This is a genomic window from Nocardia sp. NPDC003482, from assembly GCF_053588115.1.
The window spans coordinates 60,742-75,152 of the sequence record NZ_JBSFPI010000026.1 but is presented as its reverse complement, the minus strand read 5'-3'; the positions used below and the strand labels follow the sequence as shown (position 1 = coordinate 75,152).

The following is a 14,411-nucleotide window of genomic DNA, read 5'->3' as shown; positions in this document are numbered from 1 at the left end:
GATCTCGACCTTCGCCTCGTGCCCGTGAGGCGATCTCGACCTTCGCCTCGTGCCCGTGAGGCGATCTCGACCTTCGCCTCGTGCCCGTGAGGCGATCTCGACCTTCGCCTCGTGCCCGTGAGGCGACCCCGGCCCTCGCCTCGTGCCCGTGAGGTGATCCGGCCCTCGTGCCGGGACGGTCCCTCGAGCCCGGCTCAATCAGCTTGCGCCAGTGGGCAATACGCTAAATCACCCGAGTTCCCGCGCCGCGGACAGCAACGCCCGCATCGAATCGTGCACCGCGTCCGCCATCGCCTCCACATCCGGCACCGACTCCCGGCACGCGATGAACCCGAAGTCCAGGTTCCCGCCGACCGACAGCACCGTGATGTTCAGCCCGGCCCCGTGGAACACCGGCCCGAACGGGTACATCGAGTCGACCCGATAGCCGAGGAAGTACAGCGGCGCGCGCGGGCCGGGGACATTGGAGATCACGAGATTGTGCACCACGGGGTGCTTTTCGGCGAGTTTGAACGACGAATACGCGCGCGCGGCGAGCTGAAAGGTGTTGGGCGGGGCGTACTTCGCCCAATCCTGGAGGAAGTCCGCGCCGATCAGATCGTGTTCCCGCTTGGCCCCGGCATTGGCCTCCGCGATGAGCCGCAGCCGCTCCACCGGATCGGCGACATCGGTGTAGAGGCGGCAGAACAGCGTCGACACCTTGTTCGCGCCGCGCTCGTGCCGGGTGGTCTCGTGCGTCGACACCGGGACCGAGGCGAACAGCGAACTGTCGGGCAACTCGTCGTGCGCCGCGAGATAGTCGCGCAAGGCCCCGGCGACGACCGCCAGCACCACATCGTTGACCGTCACCCCGAACGCGGCCTTGATCTCCTTCACATCCCCCAGCGACGAGTTGGTGAACGCGACCGAACGATGCGGGCTGATCGTCCGATTGAACCGGGTGCGGGGCGCGGTGAACGGAACGGCCATGCCCTTCATCGCGTTTCGCCGCCGCTGCCAGAATCCGTTGACCATGCCCAGCGTCTTGGGCAGCATGCCGACCGCGCCCAGTTTCGTCGGGAACCGCAGCAGCCCCTCGGCGGCCAAGCGCAGATCGTCGGGCGCGCGTTCGGCCACCCGGTCACCCGGTTCGGGATCGGGGTAGCGCACGCCCGGCTCGAGGTCGCACAGATGCAACAGGATCTGGGTGCCGGTGACCCCGTCCACCGCGGCGTGGTGATACTTCGTGATCACGGCGACCTTGCCGCCGTCGAGTCCCTCGATCGCCCACAACTGCCACAACGGTTTCGTGCGATCCAGCGGCCGCCCGGCGATATCGCCGACCAGCTCGGCCAGTTCGCGCCGACCGCCCGGCGCGGGCAGCCCGGCCCGGCGCACGTGATAGTCCAGATCGAAGTGCGCGTCCTCGATCCAGACCGGATGGTCCAGATCGAACGGCACCCGATGGATGTGGCGGCGCATCGCCGGAATCAGATGCAGCCGCCGCCCGAGTTCGGCCTTCAGCGCGGCGAATTCGTACCTGGCGCCGTCCGCGACCGGATCGAGAACGATCAGCGCGCAGATGTGCAGCAGCTGGGTATCGGTCTCCAGGTACAGAAAACTGGCGTCCAGTCCGGTCATGCGTTCCATGTCTACAGCCTATGAGAACTTGTTTCATTTCTGGGGCGAATCGGCGGTCCCGTCGGCCCGCATCCTTCCGGCGATTCCCACGAAGGCGCTGGTGAAACGTTACTTCCGCGCGGATACGGTTGCGCCGCAATTGGGTATCTCTCCCTCGATCGTGTTGCCGCCGCAGAACCCTCGGCTTACCTTGGGCCACATCGGGTCCGGATAATAGTCTCTGACAACAGTCACACTCCGGGCCCGCTCACAACGGCGTGAGAAGGTGGGAACAATGGCCGACCGGAAGGTGTCGCGGCGTCGAAAGATCTCTGTCGCTTGGGTTTTGGGCGCCGCCCTGCTGATACCGGGAGCGCTCGCTCCCGCCCCGCCCGCACGGGCACAGTGGTGTGCCGACGTGGATGTGGTGGTGGCGCGCGGGACGGGCGAGACCGGTTATCTCGGCGGCGAGGTGGGCGATCCGCTCTACGGCGTGCTGCGAGATCGGTTGCCCGCGAGCACGAGCGCGTACCGGGTGGAGTATCCGGCCGATCTGGCCGACCCCCGCTCGGTCGGCGCCGGGAGCTCCGATCTCGTCGCGCACCTCGCAAATCAGGCGGCGCGGTGCCGCGGGCAGCGGTTCGTCGTGGTCGGGTACTCGCAGGGCGCGGCGGTGGTGCACACCGCGCTGGGCACCGGGCCGACCCTCGGCGTTCCCGGCGGGGTCCGGCTCGGCGACGATCTCGGCGGGCGGATCGCGGCGGTGCTGTTGTTCGGCGACCCGATGCGGCTGATCGGCTGGAATCCCCCCGACGCCTACCTGTGGCGCACCGGAAACTATTGCACCGCGGGCGATCCCGTGTGCGCGGGCGGGCTGAACCCGGCCGCGCACGTGGCCTACGGCGCCGACTTCGCGGCCGCGGCGAATTTCGCCGCCGACCGGTTGTGAGTCAGCGGCGTTCGATGCGGGCCGCCGGTGGCTCGACCGTTCCCCGATCGCGCAGATACGCCTCGAGGGCGTCGAGGTCCGTCGGGCCGACGGCGGCCGGGGCGCCCTGGGTGAAGACGGTGAATCCGTCGCCGCCCGCGGCCAGGAAGTTGTTGGTCGAAATCGTGTACATCGCAACGGGATTCAGCGGCTGGCCGCCGATGCGGACGGTGTCGGGGAGGACCTTGTGGCCCTTGGGTGCGGCGTCGTCGTAGCTGTAGCCGATGCCCGCGACCGACAGCACGCCGGGTTTGCTGGGGTTGTCCCACTGCTGTTCGAGCAGGGCGAGGATCTGCTGCCCGGTCAGGCGCACCCCGACCACCTGATTGCCGAACGGCTGCACCGTGTAGGCCTGTTCGTAGGTGATCGGGCCGCCGCTCAGATCCGCGCGCACGCCACCGGGATTCATGAACGCCGCGACCGCCTGCTGCGGTGCGAGCGCGGCGAGCATGGAATCGGCGATCACGTCGCCCAGCGGCGAATCCCCGCCGGGTGTGGGCTCGTTGGGCAGGGGGGCGGTGGCGGTGCCGATGACCCGTTTGCCGCGCGGCTCGGCCTGTCCGGCGAAGAAGTCGACCAGCCGGGTGGCCTGGGGTTCGGGCGCGACGTCGCGGGTGACGACCCGGTTGACGGCCTTGGCGTCGACCGTGCCGTCGTGGAAGCGCAGGGTGATGTCGCTGATGAGGCGGCCGTAGGAGGCGGCCTGGGTGACCACCTTGCCGTCGAGGACGCAGTTGTAGGCCTGATGGGTGTGCCCGGTGACGAGGACCCGCACCGCCGGATCGGTGCGCTTCGCCATCTCGGTGGTGGCGGGCGTGATGTTGGCGCAGGCGTTGTAGTCGACCGGGCCCTGCACCTGTTGCGCGCCCCCGTCGTGCAGCAGCGCCACGATCGTCTCCGCGCCCGCGGCCCGCAGCGCCGGAACCGATTTATTGATCGCGTCGATCTCGTCGCCGAAGGTGTAGCCCCGAATGCCCTCGGGCATCACGATATTCGCGGTGGTGGAGGTGACCACGCCGACGACGCCGATCTTGTGCTTGCCCACGTCGAGCACCGTCCACGGGCGCAGTCCGGGCGGGAGCTGCCCGTTGGCGTCGGTGACATTGGCGGCGAGGTACGGGAACTTCGCTCCGGTGAACGGCTGCCCCGGCGAGCAGCCGTCGGGCGCGCAACCGCCGTTCTGTAGGCGCGTCAATTCCTGGATGCCGTGGTCGAATTCGTGGTTGCCCACCGCGGAGGCGGCCAGCCCGATCGAGTTGAGGTATTCGATGGTCGGCTCGTCGTGGAACAGCGCCGAGATCAACGGGCTCGCACTGATGTTGTCGCCCGCCGACACGACCGCGCTGGCCGGGTACCGCTGCCTCAGCCGAGCGAGATTCGCGGCGAGATACCCGGCCCCGCCCGCGGCGTAGGTGGCGACGTGTCCGTTGGTTCCCGCGGGCGGTTGCAGATTGCCGTGCAGGTCGTTGATGGCGAACAGGTGCACCTCGTCCGGCGCGGCGTCGGGCAGGTTGTCGGTGCCGACGAGTGCGATGGGATTCGCCTTGGGCGGGTTCGCGGGTGTGTCCGCGCCACCGCACCCGGCCACCAACCCCAGCACCGACAACCCCGCGCAGAGCGCGAGCAGACGACGACGAGCACGCATGATCTCGACTGTGGCAGATCGGGTTGGCGCGCGCACGGCCGCCGGGTGAATTCCGGTGGGTCAGTGCCGCAGCAGTTCCGACACGGTGACGAACCGATAGCCGCGCTGGCGGAGTTCGCCGACGATGCGCGGGACGGCGGCGAGGGACGCGGGCTGATACATGGCGTGCAGCAGGATGATCGAGCCCGGCCGCGTCCGGTCCAGGGTGTCGGCGACGATCCGATCGGTGTCCGCCCCGCCCGCCGAGTCGGGTTCGACGTCCCACATGACGGTCGTGCGGTGATGATCGGCGAGATACGAGGGCAGTCCGATCAGCTTCTTGCCGTAGGGCGGCCGGAACGTGACCGGTCCCCGATATCCTGTGCGCGCGATGGCCGCGTCGGCGCGCTCGACCTCCGCCCGCACGGTCCCCGGGCTGACGAACACCAGCCGCCGGTGACTGTAACTGTGATTCCCCAGCTCATGCCCCGCGTCGGCGATGGCCTTCCCGTATTCGGGGTGGGCGTCGAGGTCACGGCCCACGAGATAGAACGTGGCCGGGACCTGTTGCGCGGCAAGGATGCTCAGGAGCTCCGGCGTCCGGTCGGTGGGTCCGTCGTCGAATGTCAGGGCCACCACTTTCTCCGTGGTCTCGGCGTGCCGGACGAGCACCCCGCGAAATTGGAAGCTTCGCGAGTTCATCACCGCGTACAGCCCGACGCAGGTGACGATCACGACGACCAGCGCGCCGGTTCCGATGAGTACAGCCCTGCGGTTCATTCGCCGCAAAGTAGCAGTCGATGCAAAGTTGCGGAAGGTGCCGAACGGTAGGGGTTTCGGGGCTCGCCTACCGGTGCACGGCCGGAATGCGGTTCGCGAATCGGGCGGTGGGGATGCTCAGCAGGCGGGTTCCGTGGTGGAGGATAGCCGTTTTCATCGACGGGAGCAGGGTGTCGAGGAACTGGGTGAGGGGGGTGGGGCGGTCGGTGAGGGCGTGTAGGACGAGGTCGGCGGACTGGGTGGGGGTGTGGGTCGGGGGGAGGTGGACCGGGGTGAGTGTTATTCCGGCGGGGGCGTTTTCGGCGGCGATCTCGGTGACGGGGTTCGGGGCGGAATCGGAGCGGGGGAGCGGGGAGAGGGTGACGATGTGGCCGAAGCGGCGGTCGCGCATGGATGGCAGCAGGGCCAGGATCAGGCGGGTCGCGTCGGAATCGGCTGTGTCGTCGCTGGATTCGCTGACTGCGCGTCCGCTCTCGGCGACGATGTAGTCGACATGGTCGTGGTCGGCCAGGACGTGTTTGGCGAGAAGTTGGACGGCCTTCTCGTCGGTGAGGTCGCACTGGTACGCCTGGGCGGCAGCGCCTTCCGCGCGCAGGGCGGCGGTGGTGGATTCCAGCTCGTCGGTGCCGGGGGCCACCATGAGGACGGTCGCGCCGCGGCGGGCGACCGCGTGGGCGATGGCCAGGCCGGTGTCGGAGGAGGCGTTCGCGACGAGGACGACGCGGCCGCGCAGGCGGTCGGCACCGCGGCGGTCGCGGTCGGGATCGAGGTGGGCGCTCCAGTACCGCCACAGGGGTACGGCGTAGTCGCCGAACTCGGGGACGGTCAGGCCGCTGCCGCGCAGTTGGGCGCGGGTGGAGTCGTCGATGAACTCCGAGTCGAAGGTGACGTCGGCGGCCTCGGGCGGAATTCCCCACTGCCGCAACAGGGTATCGCGCATCTGCCGCACGATCGGAACGCGGCCGAGCGCGCCGAGCGCGGCGTGGCTGCCGGGAATCGCGCCGATGCCCGCGGGCGCCCCGGCCGCGCGGGCGAGGGCGGCGTAGATCTCGGCGAAGGGCTGCGGACGCGGGTTCACGAGATGGAAGGTGCGGTGGTTGAGGCCCGGCCGCCGGACGAGTTCGACCAGGGCGGCGGCGACGTAGTCGACCGGGACGATATTGGTCGCGCCCAGATCCGGCAGCGGCAGCGGCAATTCCGACGGCAGTTCGGCGAGGCGGGCGACGGCCGGGAAGAAGTGGTAGGGCCCGTCGATCCGGTCCGTCTCGCCGGTGCGCGAATCGCCGACGACGATCGCCGTGCGGTACACGCGCCAACGCAGGCCCGGGGACTCGCGCACCAACTTCTCGGCGGCGAAGTGGGCGCGCTGGGACGGGGTGGCGAGGTGCTGGCCGAGGTCGAAATCGTCCTCGAAGAACCTGCCGCGATGGTCACCGGCCACCGCCACCGACGAGACGTGGTGCAGCATGGCCCCGAGCCGGGTGGCGAGCGCGATCACCGCCCGGACACCCGCGACATCGACCGGGCCCAGCCGCAGGATGTGGTCGGCGGGCGGCGGATCGTCGTGCAGGCCGAGGTCTTCCGCGGTCGGATCGCCGAGGAGCGGGAAGACGCGGTCGGCGGCGCCCCAGCTCGCGGTGCGTTCGGCGAGATCGGCCGCGTCGCGTTCGCGCACCAGCACGTGCACGATCGCGTCCGGGTCACGGTCGAGCAGTCGCCGGATGACGCGCCGGTCGAGGGCGGCGGTGCCGCCGGTGACGAGATAGGAAACCATCGCCCCTCCTGGTATCGAACACTGTTGTCGCACAACAACACTGCTCGTCCGACATGCGTCGGTGGATGCGGACGTGGATGAAACGGCCCCCTGAGCGACGTCGGGCCGGAGGTAGGAACACCTTCGTGCCTAACTGATGAGTAACTTTAGCGGCGTACGCCGGATCCGCGCAACCTTCGGGCGCGCGCGGCGGTGTGGAACGTGTCACCACGTGAGGGGTGGCGAACAGTCTGTGTGACAAGCGGTTTGGGTAACTCGCGGTGTGCTCGGCTACCTTTCGGCGACCGTATTGGACGCTTGTTCGGCTCAGCCTCGGCGGCGCACCGCGAACTCGTCGCCGAGTTCGGCGAACATGGCGGTGTTGAGATCGAAGGCGCGGCGGCATTCGCCGAGCACACGCTGCTTCTCCAGATCGTCCACGGCGAGACGGTCGAGCAGCGAACGATATTCGCGCTTGAACGCGGCCGGGTTCGGGATGCGGTCGAAGACGTAGAACCGCACGCCGTCCCCGCGCTTGGGCAGCTGCCACAGCTTCTCGGCGGTGCCGCGGATGACCTGACCGCCGGACAGATCGCCGAGATAGCGGGTGTAGTGATGGGCGACGTAGCCCGCGGGCCAGGTCCGCGCGCACTCCTCGATCCGGGCCGCGTAGGTCGCCGTGGATGGCAGCGGGTCGATCTCCGCGCGCCAGTTCGCCCCGCCGAGATGCGCGAGGTCCTCCTCCAGCCGCGCGAGCCGCGCGAGTTCGGGTCGCACGAACGGCCCCGCGACGGGATCGCCCGCGAGCGTCTCCCACCGCTCCTCCAGCGCCCGATACACATGCCACAACTGCCCCGTGTACCGATAGAACGCCTCCACCCCCAGCGCCCCGCCCAGCATGTCGCTCATGAACGACGAGTTCTCCGCCTCCGCGTGCTGCCGCTCGGTCTCGGTACGGATCTGTGTCGAAAACGGCACGCCCTCCGCCACCGCGCTCTCCTCCGGCATCTCGAACTCCATCGCTTCGGGGGCAATCGAATATGCGTACCCTAACTACCTTTCGACCATACCGGCCCCCTGTTGTCGCCGAATCAAACTTTCGGACGAGAACCACCCACGGCCACGATCGTCCACCGGAACCTAAGTTACACTGGACGACATGTCCTACGTGGAAGTTCTGATCCTTCGACACCTGATGCGCGGTCCCGCTCATGGATACGAGTTGCGGAAGCATGTGGAGGAGGGGGCGGGGGTGGCCTTGAACAACAACGCGTTGTATCCGGCGTTGCGGCGGTTCGAGGAGGCGGGGGCGGTGACGAAGGTGTCCGAGCAGCAGGTGGGGCGGCCGGCTCGGCACGTGTACACGTTGACCGAGGTGGGGCGGGAGATGTTGCAGGACATGCTGACCGAGTTGCCGGCGGGGGCGGATGAGACGGAGTTCCTGACTCGGGTGGCGCAGTTCGCCATGTTGACGCCCGAGGAGCGGGCGGGGGTGCTCGCGGCGCGGGAGGGAGCCGTGCGGGCGCGGGCGGAGTTTCTGCGGGCGTTGCTGGGGCGGGCGACGGGGGAGACGTGGGGGATTCGGGTGAGCGAGGAGCTGATCCGGCGGTGTGAGGCGGAGTTGGCGTGGTTGCGGGAGCTGGGGGCGGCCGCGGTGCGGGAGCCGGTGCGGCCCGAGGGGGAATGATGCGCGGCACAACAGCTTTCGGGCAGGCGCGACTGGGCGCGGTGGTGCAGTACGCGTTGCTGGCGGGGCCGCTGTTGTCGATGCTGGACTCGAGCATCGTGAACGTGGCCGCCGCGCCGATCGCCGAAGGGCTGGGGGCGGGACTGGACGCGGTCGGGTGGACGGTCAGCGGCTATCTGCTCGCGCTGGGGGCGGGGCTGGCGGGGACTTCGTATCTGGCCCGGCGGTTCGGCACGCTGCCGGTGTATCGCGTTGCGCTGCTGGCGTTCACGCTCGCCTCGCTCGCCTGTGCCGCCGCGCCGGACATCGGTGTTCTCATCGCGGCGCGGGCGGTGCAGGGGCTGGCGGGCGCTCCGCTGGTGCCGTTGGCGATGAGCATGCTGCTCGGCGGGGGCGGGGCGACGCGGGCGATGTCCCCGGTCGCGGGGATCCTGTTGTTCCTGGGTCCGGCGCTGGGGCCGAGCGTCGGCGGGGTGCTCGTGGCCGCGGCGGGCTGGCGGTCGGTGTTCCTGATCAATGTGCCGATCGCGGGGCTGGCGGTGCTCGCCGCTCGGCGGATCCCGGGCGAACTCGCGCCCGGGCGCGCCCGGGACGTGCGATTCGATCCGGTCGGCATGGTCTTCCTCGCCGCGGGTTCGACGCTGATGCTCTACGGGACCGGTCGGACCGGAACGTCGGGATGGCTTGCGCCACAGACTGTCTCGGCCCTGTCGACCGGTCTGATGCTGCTCGCCGCCTACGTCTGCTGGGCGCGGCGGCGAGCGCACCCGGCGGTGAGCCTGGACTCCGCGCGCACCCCGGGGTCGCTGCTGGCGCTGGGGCTGTGCGCGGCGGCGTCGGTCGCCACCTTCGCGGCGGTGTTCCTGCTGCCGGTGTTCCTGCAGACCGCGCAGGGGCGGTCCGTCGCGATGACCGGACTGGCCATGCTGCCCCAGGGCGTCGTCACCGGGCTCGGCACGATCGCCGGGCAGCGGGTGCTGACGCGATTCTCGGTGCGCGCCACGGTCGTCGGGGGATTCGTCGTGCTCGCCGCGGCCAGCGCGGGGATGCTGATCATCGACGCGCGCACCCCGCTCGCGGTCACCGCGACGGTATTGGCCGCGCGTGCCGCGGCCGTCGGACTGGTCATCACGCCGTTGCTGGCGGGGTTGCTGGACCCGCTGCGCGATGATCAATTGGCCGACGCCAACACCCTTTTCACCATCTGTCAGCGCATCGGCGCGTCGCTCGGCATCGCCGGGATCTCGGCCTGGTACGCGGCCACGGCCGCGACACGCGGACCGGTCGCCGCGTTACACGCCGTGGCGCTCGCTCTGCTGGTGCTCACCGCCCTGTCGGCGGCCCTGTCGACGGCGCTTCCGGGCACGCGCAACACCGCCGTCCTGGGGCGTTGACACGGGCAAGTTCCCAGCGATCCGGTTGCTGATGCGGTGATTCGGGTTCCCGAGCGATATCATGATGCGATGCGGTGGGGGTCGTAGCGGATTTCGGTGCGGCCCGTCGGTGCTCTTCCACAATCGGAGTGGCCTCATGGGCGGTGAACGGATCCGGATCGACGTCGTCGATTCCCATGTCGCGGAACGTGGTCCGACCGCTTTGCGGATCGCGATCGGCGGGCAACTGCGCAAGTTGCGCGAGGAGGCGGGCATCACGCGCGAGGCCGCCGGCTACCACATCCGCGGCTCGCACGCGAAGATCAGCCGACTCGAACTGGGCCGCACCGGCTTCAAGGAACGCGACATTCGTGACCTGCTGAAGCTGTACGGCGTCGAGGACGACGAGCAGGTCGAGCTGTTCCTGGAACTGGTCCGCAAGGCGAACCAGCCCGGCTGGTGGCATCAGTACAACGATCTGCTGCCGTCCTGGTTCGAGACCTACCTCGGGCTCGAGGGCGCGGCCATGGCGATCAGAACCTTCGAGGGACAACTGATTCCGGGCCTGTTGCAGACCGAGGAGTACGCCCGCGCCATCGTCGCGCTCGGCCACGAGAACACCGAGGCGGCCCGGCGGGTCGAGCTGCGCCGCAAGCGGCAGCAGATCCTCGACGTGCCCGGCGGCCCGCAGCTGTGGGCCGTGGTCGACGAGGCCGTGCTGCACCGGCCCATCGGCGGACCGAAGGTGCTGCGCGCCCAGATCGAACATCTGGTGGAGATGTCGCACCGCCGCAATGTGACCATCCAGGTGCTGCCCTACGCGGCGGGCGGGCATGCGGCGGCGGGCAGTTCGTTCACCATGCTGCGCTTCGCCGAACGCGAACTCCCCGACGTCGTGTACCTCGAACAGCTCACCAGCGCCCTGTATCTGGACCGCCACGACGACATCGAACTGTACCGCGAGGTCATGGACCGCCTCGCCGTCCAAGCCGAACGCCCGGAACGCTCCCGGGACATGATGATCGCGGCCGCTGCGGAGTTGTGAACCCTTCGGGTCCAGAGTCGGGGGCCGGGAGCGGTCCAGAGCCAAGGGACGGGACCGGGCCAGAGCCGGGAAGTGGGGACCGGTTCGGGGTCAAGGGGATTGGGCCCGGGGGTTGACTAAGGCTTGCGGCAGAGGCCGGCCATGATGTTGAGGACGGTGGGTGGGAGGTCGCCGCCGAGCCAGTCCTGGACGGTGACGATGCCCGGGTCGAGGATGTCGAGGCCGTGGAGGAATTCGGCCACCTGGGTGGGGGAGCGGAAGACGAACTGGGCGGTGGTGCCGACGGTGTCCTTGAGCGTTTGGGTGACGAAATGCTCGTCGCTGTCGATGGATCCGTGGGTGAAGGCCAGGTAGCTACCGGGGGCCATGGCGTCGCGGAAGCAGGACACGATCTCGCCGGGCCCTTCGTCGTCCATGATGAAATGCAGCAGGCCGACGAGCAGCACGGCGACCGGCCGCTGGAAATCGATACCCGCCTCGGTGCGCGCGCGGGCGAGGATGTCGTCGGGATCGCGGGCGTCGGCGAGGATCGGCGTGACGCCCGGGATGCCCGACAGCAGGGCGTTGGCGTGCGCGAACACCACCGGGTCGTAGTCGATGGACGCGACGAGCGCCGTGGGGTCGATCTTCTGCGCGACCTCGTGCACCGCGGGCGCGGTCGGGATGCCCGCGCCGATGTCGAGGAACTGCCGCACCCCCGCCTCGGCGGCGTCGCGCACGGCCTGCAACAGGAATTGGCGGCTGAACCACGCGAGCATCCGATTGTCCGGGGCGACCTCCAGCATCCGCTCGGCAACCATCCGGTCGATGTGGTAGTTGTCCTTGCCGCCCAGCAGATAGTCGTACACGCGGGCGGCGTTCGGCCGGGACGGATCGACGCCCTCCGGCACCCGCTTGTCGTCCGCCACCACGCCTCCTGGATCAATTCCCGAATCGTAGCAACTCGCCCCCACCGTCGGGGGCGATGTCGGAATTCAGAAAGGCTTGCCCCGCAACGAACCTCGGATCTCCTCGGCGAGGCGGGCCGCGGCGTCGCGCAGCGCCTCCGCGACGGGATGACGGGTGAGCGGGGAACCGACGCGGTGCGCCAGCAGGGTGGGCCGGACCGCCTCGGGGTGATCGACGCGCACCACCGCGACCGCGCCGGGCAGCGCCGGAACCAGCAGGCCGGGCACGAGGGTGACGCCCAGGCCCGCGGCGACCAGGCCGAGTTTGGCGATCCAGTCGCGAGCCACGTACGCGACGACCGGCTCCCGATCCGGATCCGGCCACGCGCCGAGCAGGGTGGTGGCGAGATCCGCGCTGCCGCTGATCCAGCGCTCCTCGCGCAGGCGAATCGGGGGCACGCTCACCGCTCCGGCCAGGGCGTGTCCCCGCGCCACGGCCAGATACAGCGAATCCGTCAGCAGCACAGTCGTTTCCACGCCCGGGGGAAGCTCCGGGCGACCGGAGACGACGGCCAGATCGAGACGCCCGCGCCCCAGCGCGGTCAGCAGGGCCGGACTCGAGCCCTCCCGCAGTCGCACCCGGTCCGCCGGAAATGCTTGCGCCGCAAGCGAAATCGCGCGCGGGACGAGCGCCGCGGTGGCGGTGGAGAACGCGCCCAGCCGCAGCCGCGCGGGGGCCTCCGCGCCGAGGTCGCGGAGTTCACCCTGCGCGGCGTCGAGGCTGTCGAGCACCGATTCGGCGTGGCGGAGCACGACCCGACCGGCCTCGGTCGGCCGCACCCCGCGCGCCGAACGAGCGAACAGCGCCCGGCCCGCGGCCTGTTCCATGAGCGTGACCTGGCGGGAGACCGCCGACTGGGTGTAGCCCAGCCGCTCGGCGGCGCGCGAGAACGATCCGCTGCGCGCCGCCTCCCGCACCACGCGCAGCCCGGTCACCGTGAACTCACCCATGCGAAACACTGATACCAGCTGTGCGAGAGTCTCGCTGGTCGCACAGCTCGCACGGCCCTAGATTTCGAGATGTGAGTACGAGTGAGAACAAGGCGTTGGTAACCGAGATCTTCCGGCAACTGGCACAGGGGAATACGCGTGCGCTCGGCCAGGCGCTGGCCGAGGACTGTCGCTGGGTGTTCCCCGGCGACTGGTCGTGGTCGGGCGTGTGGGAACCGAGACCGGCGGTCCTGGACGGGCTGCTGCGCCCGCTCATGGCGCAGTTCGCCGACGGGTACCGCAGCGCGGCGGATCTGATCGTCGCCGAGGGCGACCGGGTGGTGGTCCAGGCCCGCGGCTACGCCACCACCACACGCGGCGAGCCGTACCACCAGACCTACTGTTTCATCTTCCGCGTCGTCGACGGCCGCATCACCGAGATCGTCGAGCACTGCGACACCGCCCTGGTGGAGCGGGTGCTCGACCCGCTCACCCCAGCGCCTCGCTGACGATGGTGGCCATGCGGGTACGGAAGGCGTTGGGGGAGAAGGATTCGGCGTGGGTGCGGACCGCGTGCGGGTCGTAAGCTGTGGGATCGAAATCGCGCATGGCGTGGGCGAATTCGGTGATCACGGTGGTGTCGTCGCCTACTTCGAGAAGTTCCCCGCTGATGCCGGGCCGGACCGTGTCGAGGGCGCCGCCCGCGCCGACGGCGAGTACCGGTGTGCCGCAGGCCATCGCCTCGACGGGGACTATGCCGAAATCCTCCACGCCGGGCATCAGCAGCGCGCGGCAGCGGCGGTACATGTCGAGCAGGACGTCGTCGGGGGCGGCGCCGAGGAAGGTGGTCTCCGATCCCGCGACGGCCTCGAGTCGGTCGCGGAAACGCCCGTCGCCCAGCACCACCAGGCGCACGCCCGCTTTACGGGCGGCAAGCACGGCCAGATCCGGTCGCTTGTAGGGCACGAGACGCCCGGCGAACAGGAAGAAGTCCTCTCGTGGGACGGCCGGATCGGGCGCGAACCGGTCGATGCGCACCGGTGGGTACACGACCGTCGCCGCCGTGCCCCACCAGCGTTCGATCCGCTCGGCCACCGCCCTCGAATTGGCCACGGCCGCAGCGAGTTTCGGCGCGGCCCGCACCTCGCAGCGCCGGGCGAGGCCGCCGAGCGCCGCGAGGGCGAGCTGCCCGGTGCGCCCGCCCGCCTCCCGCGCCCGGAACGCCGGATCCCACGCCCACCGCGCCGGACTGTGCACGTACGCGATCACGGGCGCGTCGGTCGCCAGCGCCGCCTGGGTCGCGAACGCGTGATGACTGACCACCACCGCGTCCGCGTCGCGCACCGGCAGCCGCCGCAACACCCCGGGCACGAACGGCAGCAACGGCGCGTGGGACCGTTCCCCGCTCAGCGCGTGCGCCCGGCTGAGCCAGGTGGTGAGAAACATTGGGTCGTAGGGCTTCTCGTCGCCTCGCGCCCACGACCCCGAGCCGACGGGCGCGATCTCCCGTGCCGCCGAGTGGGCATCCGCGGCCGCCGCGCGGACCGCGGCGACACAGTCGGCGGTGGCGATCGGCGCGAAGACGCGCGATCCCGGCCAGATCTTCAGGAATTCGGCCACGACGGCCTCCGAGCCGCCGTACTCGGTGAACCGTTCGTGGACGACGGCGATGCGCGGGGCCACGG

The 14,411-nt window shown here is 69.9% G+C and carries 13 protein-coding genes; 5 read left to right on the top strand and 8 right to left on the bottom strand.

Annotation, left to right across the window (positions count from 1 at the left end; all coding sequences use genetic code 11):
* Positions 1 to 228 precede the first annotated feature (228 nt).
* Positions 229 to 1,629: a WS/DGAT/MGAT family O-acyltransferase gene (locus tag ACWDSJ_RS31855; protein WP_450036324.1), complete on the bottom strand. Its 1,401-nt coding sequence runs from the start codon at positions 1,627 to 1,629 to the stop codon at positions 229 to 231.
* A gap of 265 nt (positions 1,630 to 1,894) precedes the next feature.
* Here ACWDSJ_RS31855 and ACWDSJ_RS31850 point away from each other — a divergent pair, with 265 nt between their 5' ends.
* Positions 1,895 to 2,548 carry a cutinase family protein gene (locus ACWDSJ_RS31850; protein ID WP_450036322.1) on the top strand — a complete coding sequence of 218 codons (654 nt, stop codon included), beginning with the start codon at positions 1,895 to 1,897 and terminating at the stop codon, positions 2,546 to 2,548.
* 1 nt (position 2,549) lies between these two features.
* On the opposite strand, the gene ACWDSJ_RS31845 is transcribed toward ACWDSJ_RS31850, so the two are convergent.
* The 4 genes from ACWDSJ_RS31845 to ACWDSJ_RS31830 form a co-directional block, all read right to left on the bottom strand.
* Positions 2,550 to 4,232 carry a bifunctional metallophosphatase/5'-nucleotidase gene (locus tag ACWDSJ_RS31845; protein WP_450036321.1) on the bottom strand — a complete coding sequence of 561 codons (1,683 nt, stop codon included), beginning with the start codon at positions 4,230 to 4,232 and terminating at the stop codon, positions 2,550 to 2,552.
* Between the two features lie 60 nt (positions 4,233 to 4,292).
* Complete coding sequence (locus tag ACWDSJ_RS31840) at positions 4,293 to 4,991, bottom strand: polysaccharide deacetylase family protein (protein ID WP_450036319.1); 699 nt, start codon at positions 4,989 to 4,991, stop codon at positions 4,293 to 4,295.
* A gap of 67 nt (positions 4,992 to 5,058) precedes the next feature.
* Positions 5,059 to 6,765: an SDR family NAD(P)-dependent oxidoreductase gene (locus ACWDSJ_RS31835; RefSeq protein WP_450036317.1), complete on the bottom strand. Its 1,707-nt coding sequence runs from the start codon at positions 6,763 to 6,765 to the stop codon at positions 5,059 to 5,061.
* A gap of 306 nt (positions 6,766 to 7,071) precedes the next feature.
* Positions 7,072 to 7,752, bottom strand: coding sequence for a biliverdin-producing heme oxygenase (locus ACWDSJ_RS31830; RefSeq protein WP_450036315.1), 681 nt, complete (start codon positions 7,750 to 7,752; stop codon positions 7,072 to 7,074).
* Positions 7,753 to 7,903: 151 nt separating this feature from the next.
* Between ACWDSJ_RS31830 and ACWDSJ_RS31825 the strand changes: the two genes are divergently transcribed.
* The 3 genes from ACWDSJ_RS31825 (at position 7,904) to ACWDSJ_RS31815 (ending at position 10,849) form a co-directional block, all read left to right on the top strand.
* Positions 7,904 to 8,431 carry a PadR family transcriptional regulator gene (locus tag ACWDSJ_RS31825; protein ID WP_450036313.1) on the top strand — a complete coding sequence of 176 codons (528 nt, stop codon included), beginning with the start codon at positions 7,904 to 7,906 and terminating at the stop codon, positions 8,429 to 8,431.
* A complete protein-coding gene (locus ACWDSJ_RS31820; protein ID WP_450036311.1) occupies positions 8,431 to 9,825 on the top strand; it encodes an MFS transporter in 1,395 nt (464 codons plus the stop codon). Before ACWDSJ_RS31825 ends, ACWDSJ_RS31820 begins: the two co-directional genes overlap by 1 nt.
* Positions 9,826 to 9,961: 136 nt before the next feature.
* Positions 9,962 to 10,849, top strand: a complete 888-nt coding sequence (locus ACWDSJ_RS31815; RefSeq protein ID WP_387360875.1) for a helix-turn-helix domain-containing protein — start codon at positions 9,962 to 9,964, stop codon at positions 10,847 to 10,849.
* A gap of 116 nt (positions 10,850 to 10,965) precedes the next feature.
* Here the strand turns inward: ACWDSJ_RS31815 and ACWDSJ_RS31810 are convergent, their stop codons facing one another.
* Both ACWDSJ_RS31810 and ACWDSJ_RS31805 read right to left on the bottom strand, forming a co-directional pair.
* Entirely contained in the window at positions 10,966 to 11,757 is a 792-nt protein-coding gene (locus ACWDSJ_RS31810; RefSeq protein ID WP_450036310.1) for an SAM-dependent methyltransferase, read from the bottom strand.
* Between the two features lie 66 nt (positions 11,758 to 11,823).
* A complete protein-coding gene (locus ACWDSJ_RS31805; RefSeq protein ID WP_450036308.1) occupies positions 11,824 to 12,747 on the bottom strand; it encodes a LysR family transcriptional regulator in 924 nt (307 codons plus the stop codon).
* A 71-nt stretch (positions 12,748 to 12,818) separates the two neighbouring features.
* Between ACWDSJ_RS31805 and ACWDSJ_RS31800 the strand changes: the two genes are divergently transcribed.
* Positions 12,819 to 13,235, top strand: a complete 417-nt coding sequence (locus tag ACWDSJ_RS31800; RefSeq protein WP_450036307.1) for a nuclear transport factor 2 family protein — start codon at positions 12,819 to 12,821, stop codon at positions 13,233 to 13,235.
* Here the strand turns inward: ACWDSJ_RS31800 and ACWDSJ_RS31795 are convergent.
* Positions 13,216 to 14,409, bottom strand: a complete 1,194-nt coding sequence (locus ACWDSJ_RS31795; protein WP_450036306.1) for a glycosyltransferase — start codon at positions 14,407 to 14,409, stop codon at positions 13,216 to 13,218. The two genes, ACWDSJ_RS31800 and ACWDSJ_RS31795, sit on opposite strands and share 20 nt — an antisense overlap.
* Between the last annotated feature and the right edge of the window lie 2 nt (positions 14,410 to 14,411).

What these genes read in the sequence shown, in the direction of transcription:
- ACWDSJ_RS31840 (WP_450036319.1), bottom strand. Translation starts at nt 4,991, where the DNA reads ATGAACCGCAGGGCTGTACTCATCGGAACCGGCGCGCTGGTCGTCGTG.
- ACWDSJ_RS31855 (WP_450036324.1), bottom strand. Translation starts at nt 1,629, where the DNA reads ATGGAACGCATGACCGGACTGGACGCCAGTTTTCTGTACCTGGAGACC.
- ACWDSJ_RS31805 (WP_450036308.1), bottom strand. Translation starts at nt 12,747, where the DNA reads ATGGGTGAGTTCACGGTGACCGGGCTGCGCGTGGTGCGGGAGGCGGCG.
- ACWDSJ_RS31820 (WP_450036311.1), top strand. Translation starts at nt 8,431, where the DNA reads ATGCGCGGCACAACAGCTTTCGGGCAGGCGCGACTGGGCGCGGTGGTG.
- ACWDSJ_RS31845 (WP_450036321.1), bottom strand. Translation starts at nt 4,232, where the DNA reads ATGCGTGCTCGTCGTCGTCTGCTCGCGCTCTGCGCGGGGTTGTCGGTG.
- ACWDSJ_RS31815 (WP_387360875.1), top strand. Translation starts at nt 9,962, where the DNA reads ATGGGCGGTGAACGGATCCGGATCGACGTCGTCGATTCCCATGTCGCG.
- ACWDSJ_RS31835 (WP_450036317.1), bottom strand. Translation starts at nt 6,765, where the DNA reads ATGGTTTCCTATCTCGTCACCGGCGGCACCGCCGCCCTCGACCGGCGC.
- ACWDSJ_RS31850 (WP_450036322.1), top strand. Translation starts at nt 1,895, where the DNA reads ATGGCCGACCGGAAGGTGTCGCGGCGTCGAAAGATCTCTGTCGCTTGG.
- ACWDSJ_RS31825 (WP_450036313.1), top strand. Translation starts at nt 7,904, where the DNA reads ATGTCCTACGTGGAAGTTCTGATCCTTCGACACCTGATGCGCGGTCCC.
- ACWDSJ_RS31830 (WP_450036315.1), bottom strand. Translation starts at nt 7,752, where the DNA reads ATGCCGGAGGAGAGCGCGGTGGCGGAGGGCGTGCCGTTTTCGACACAG.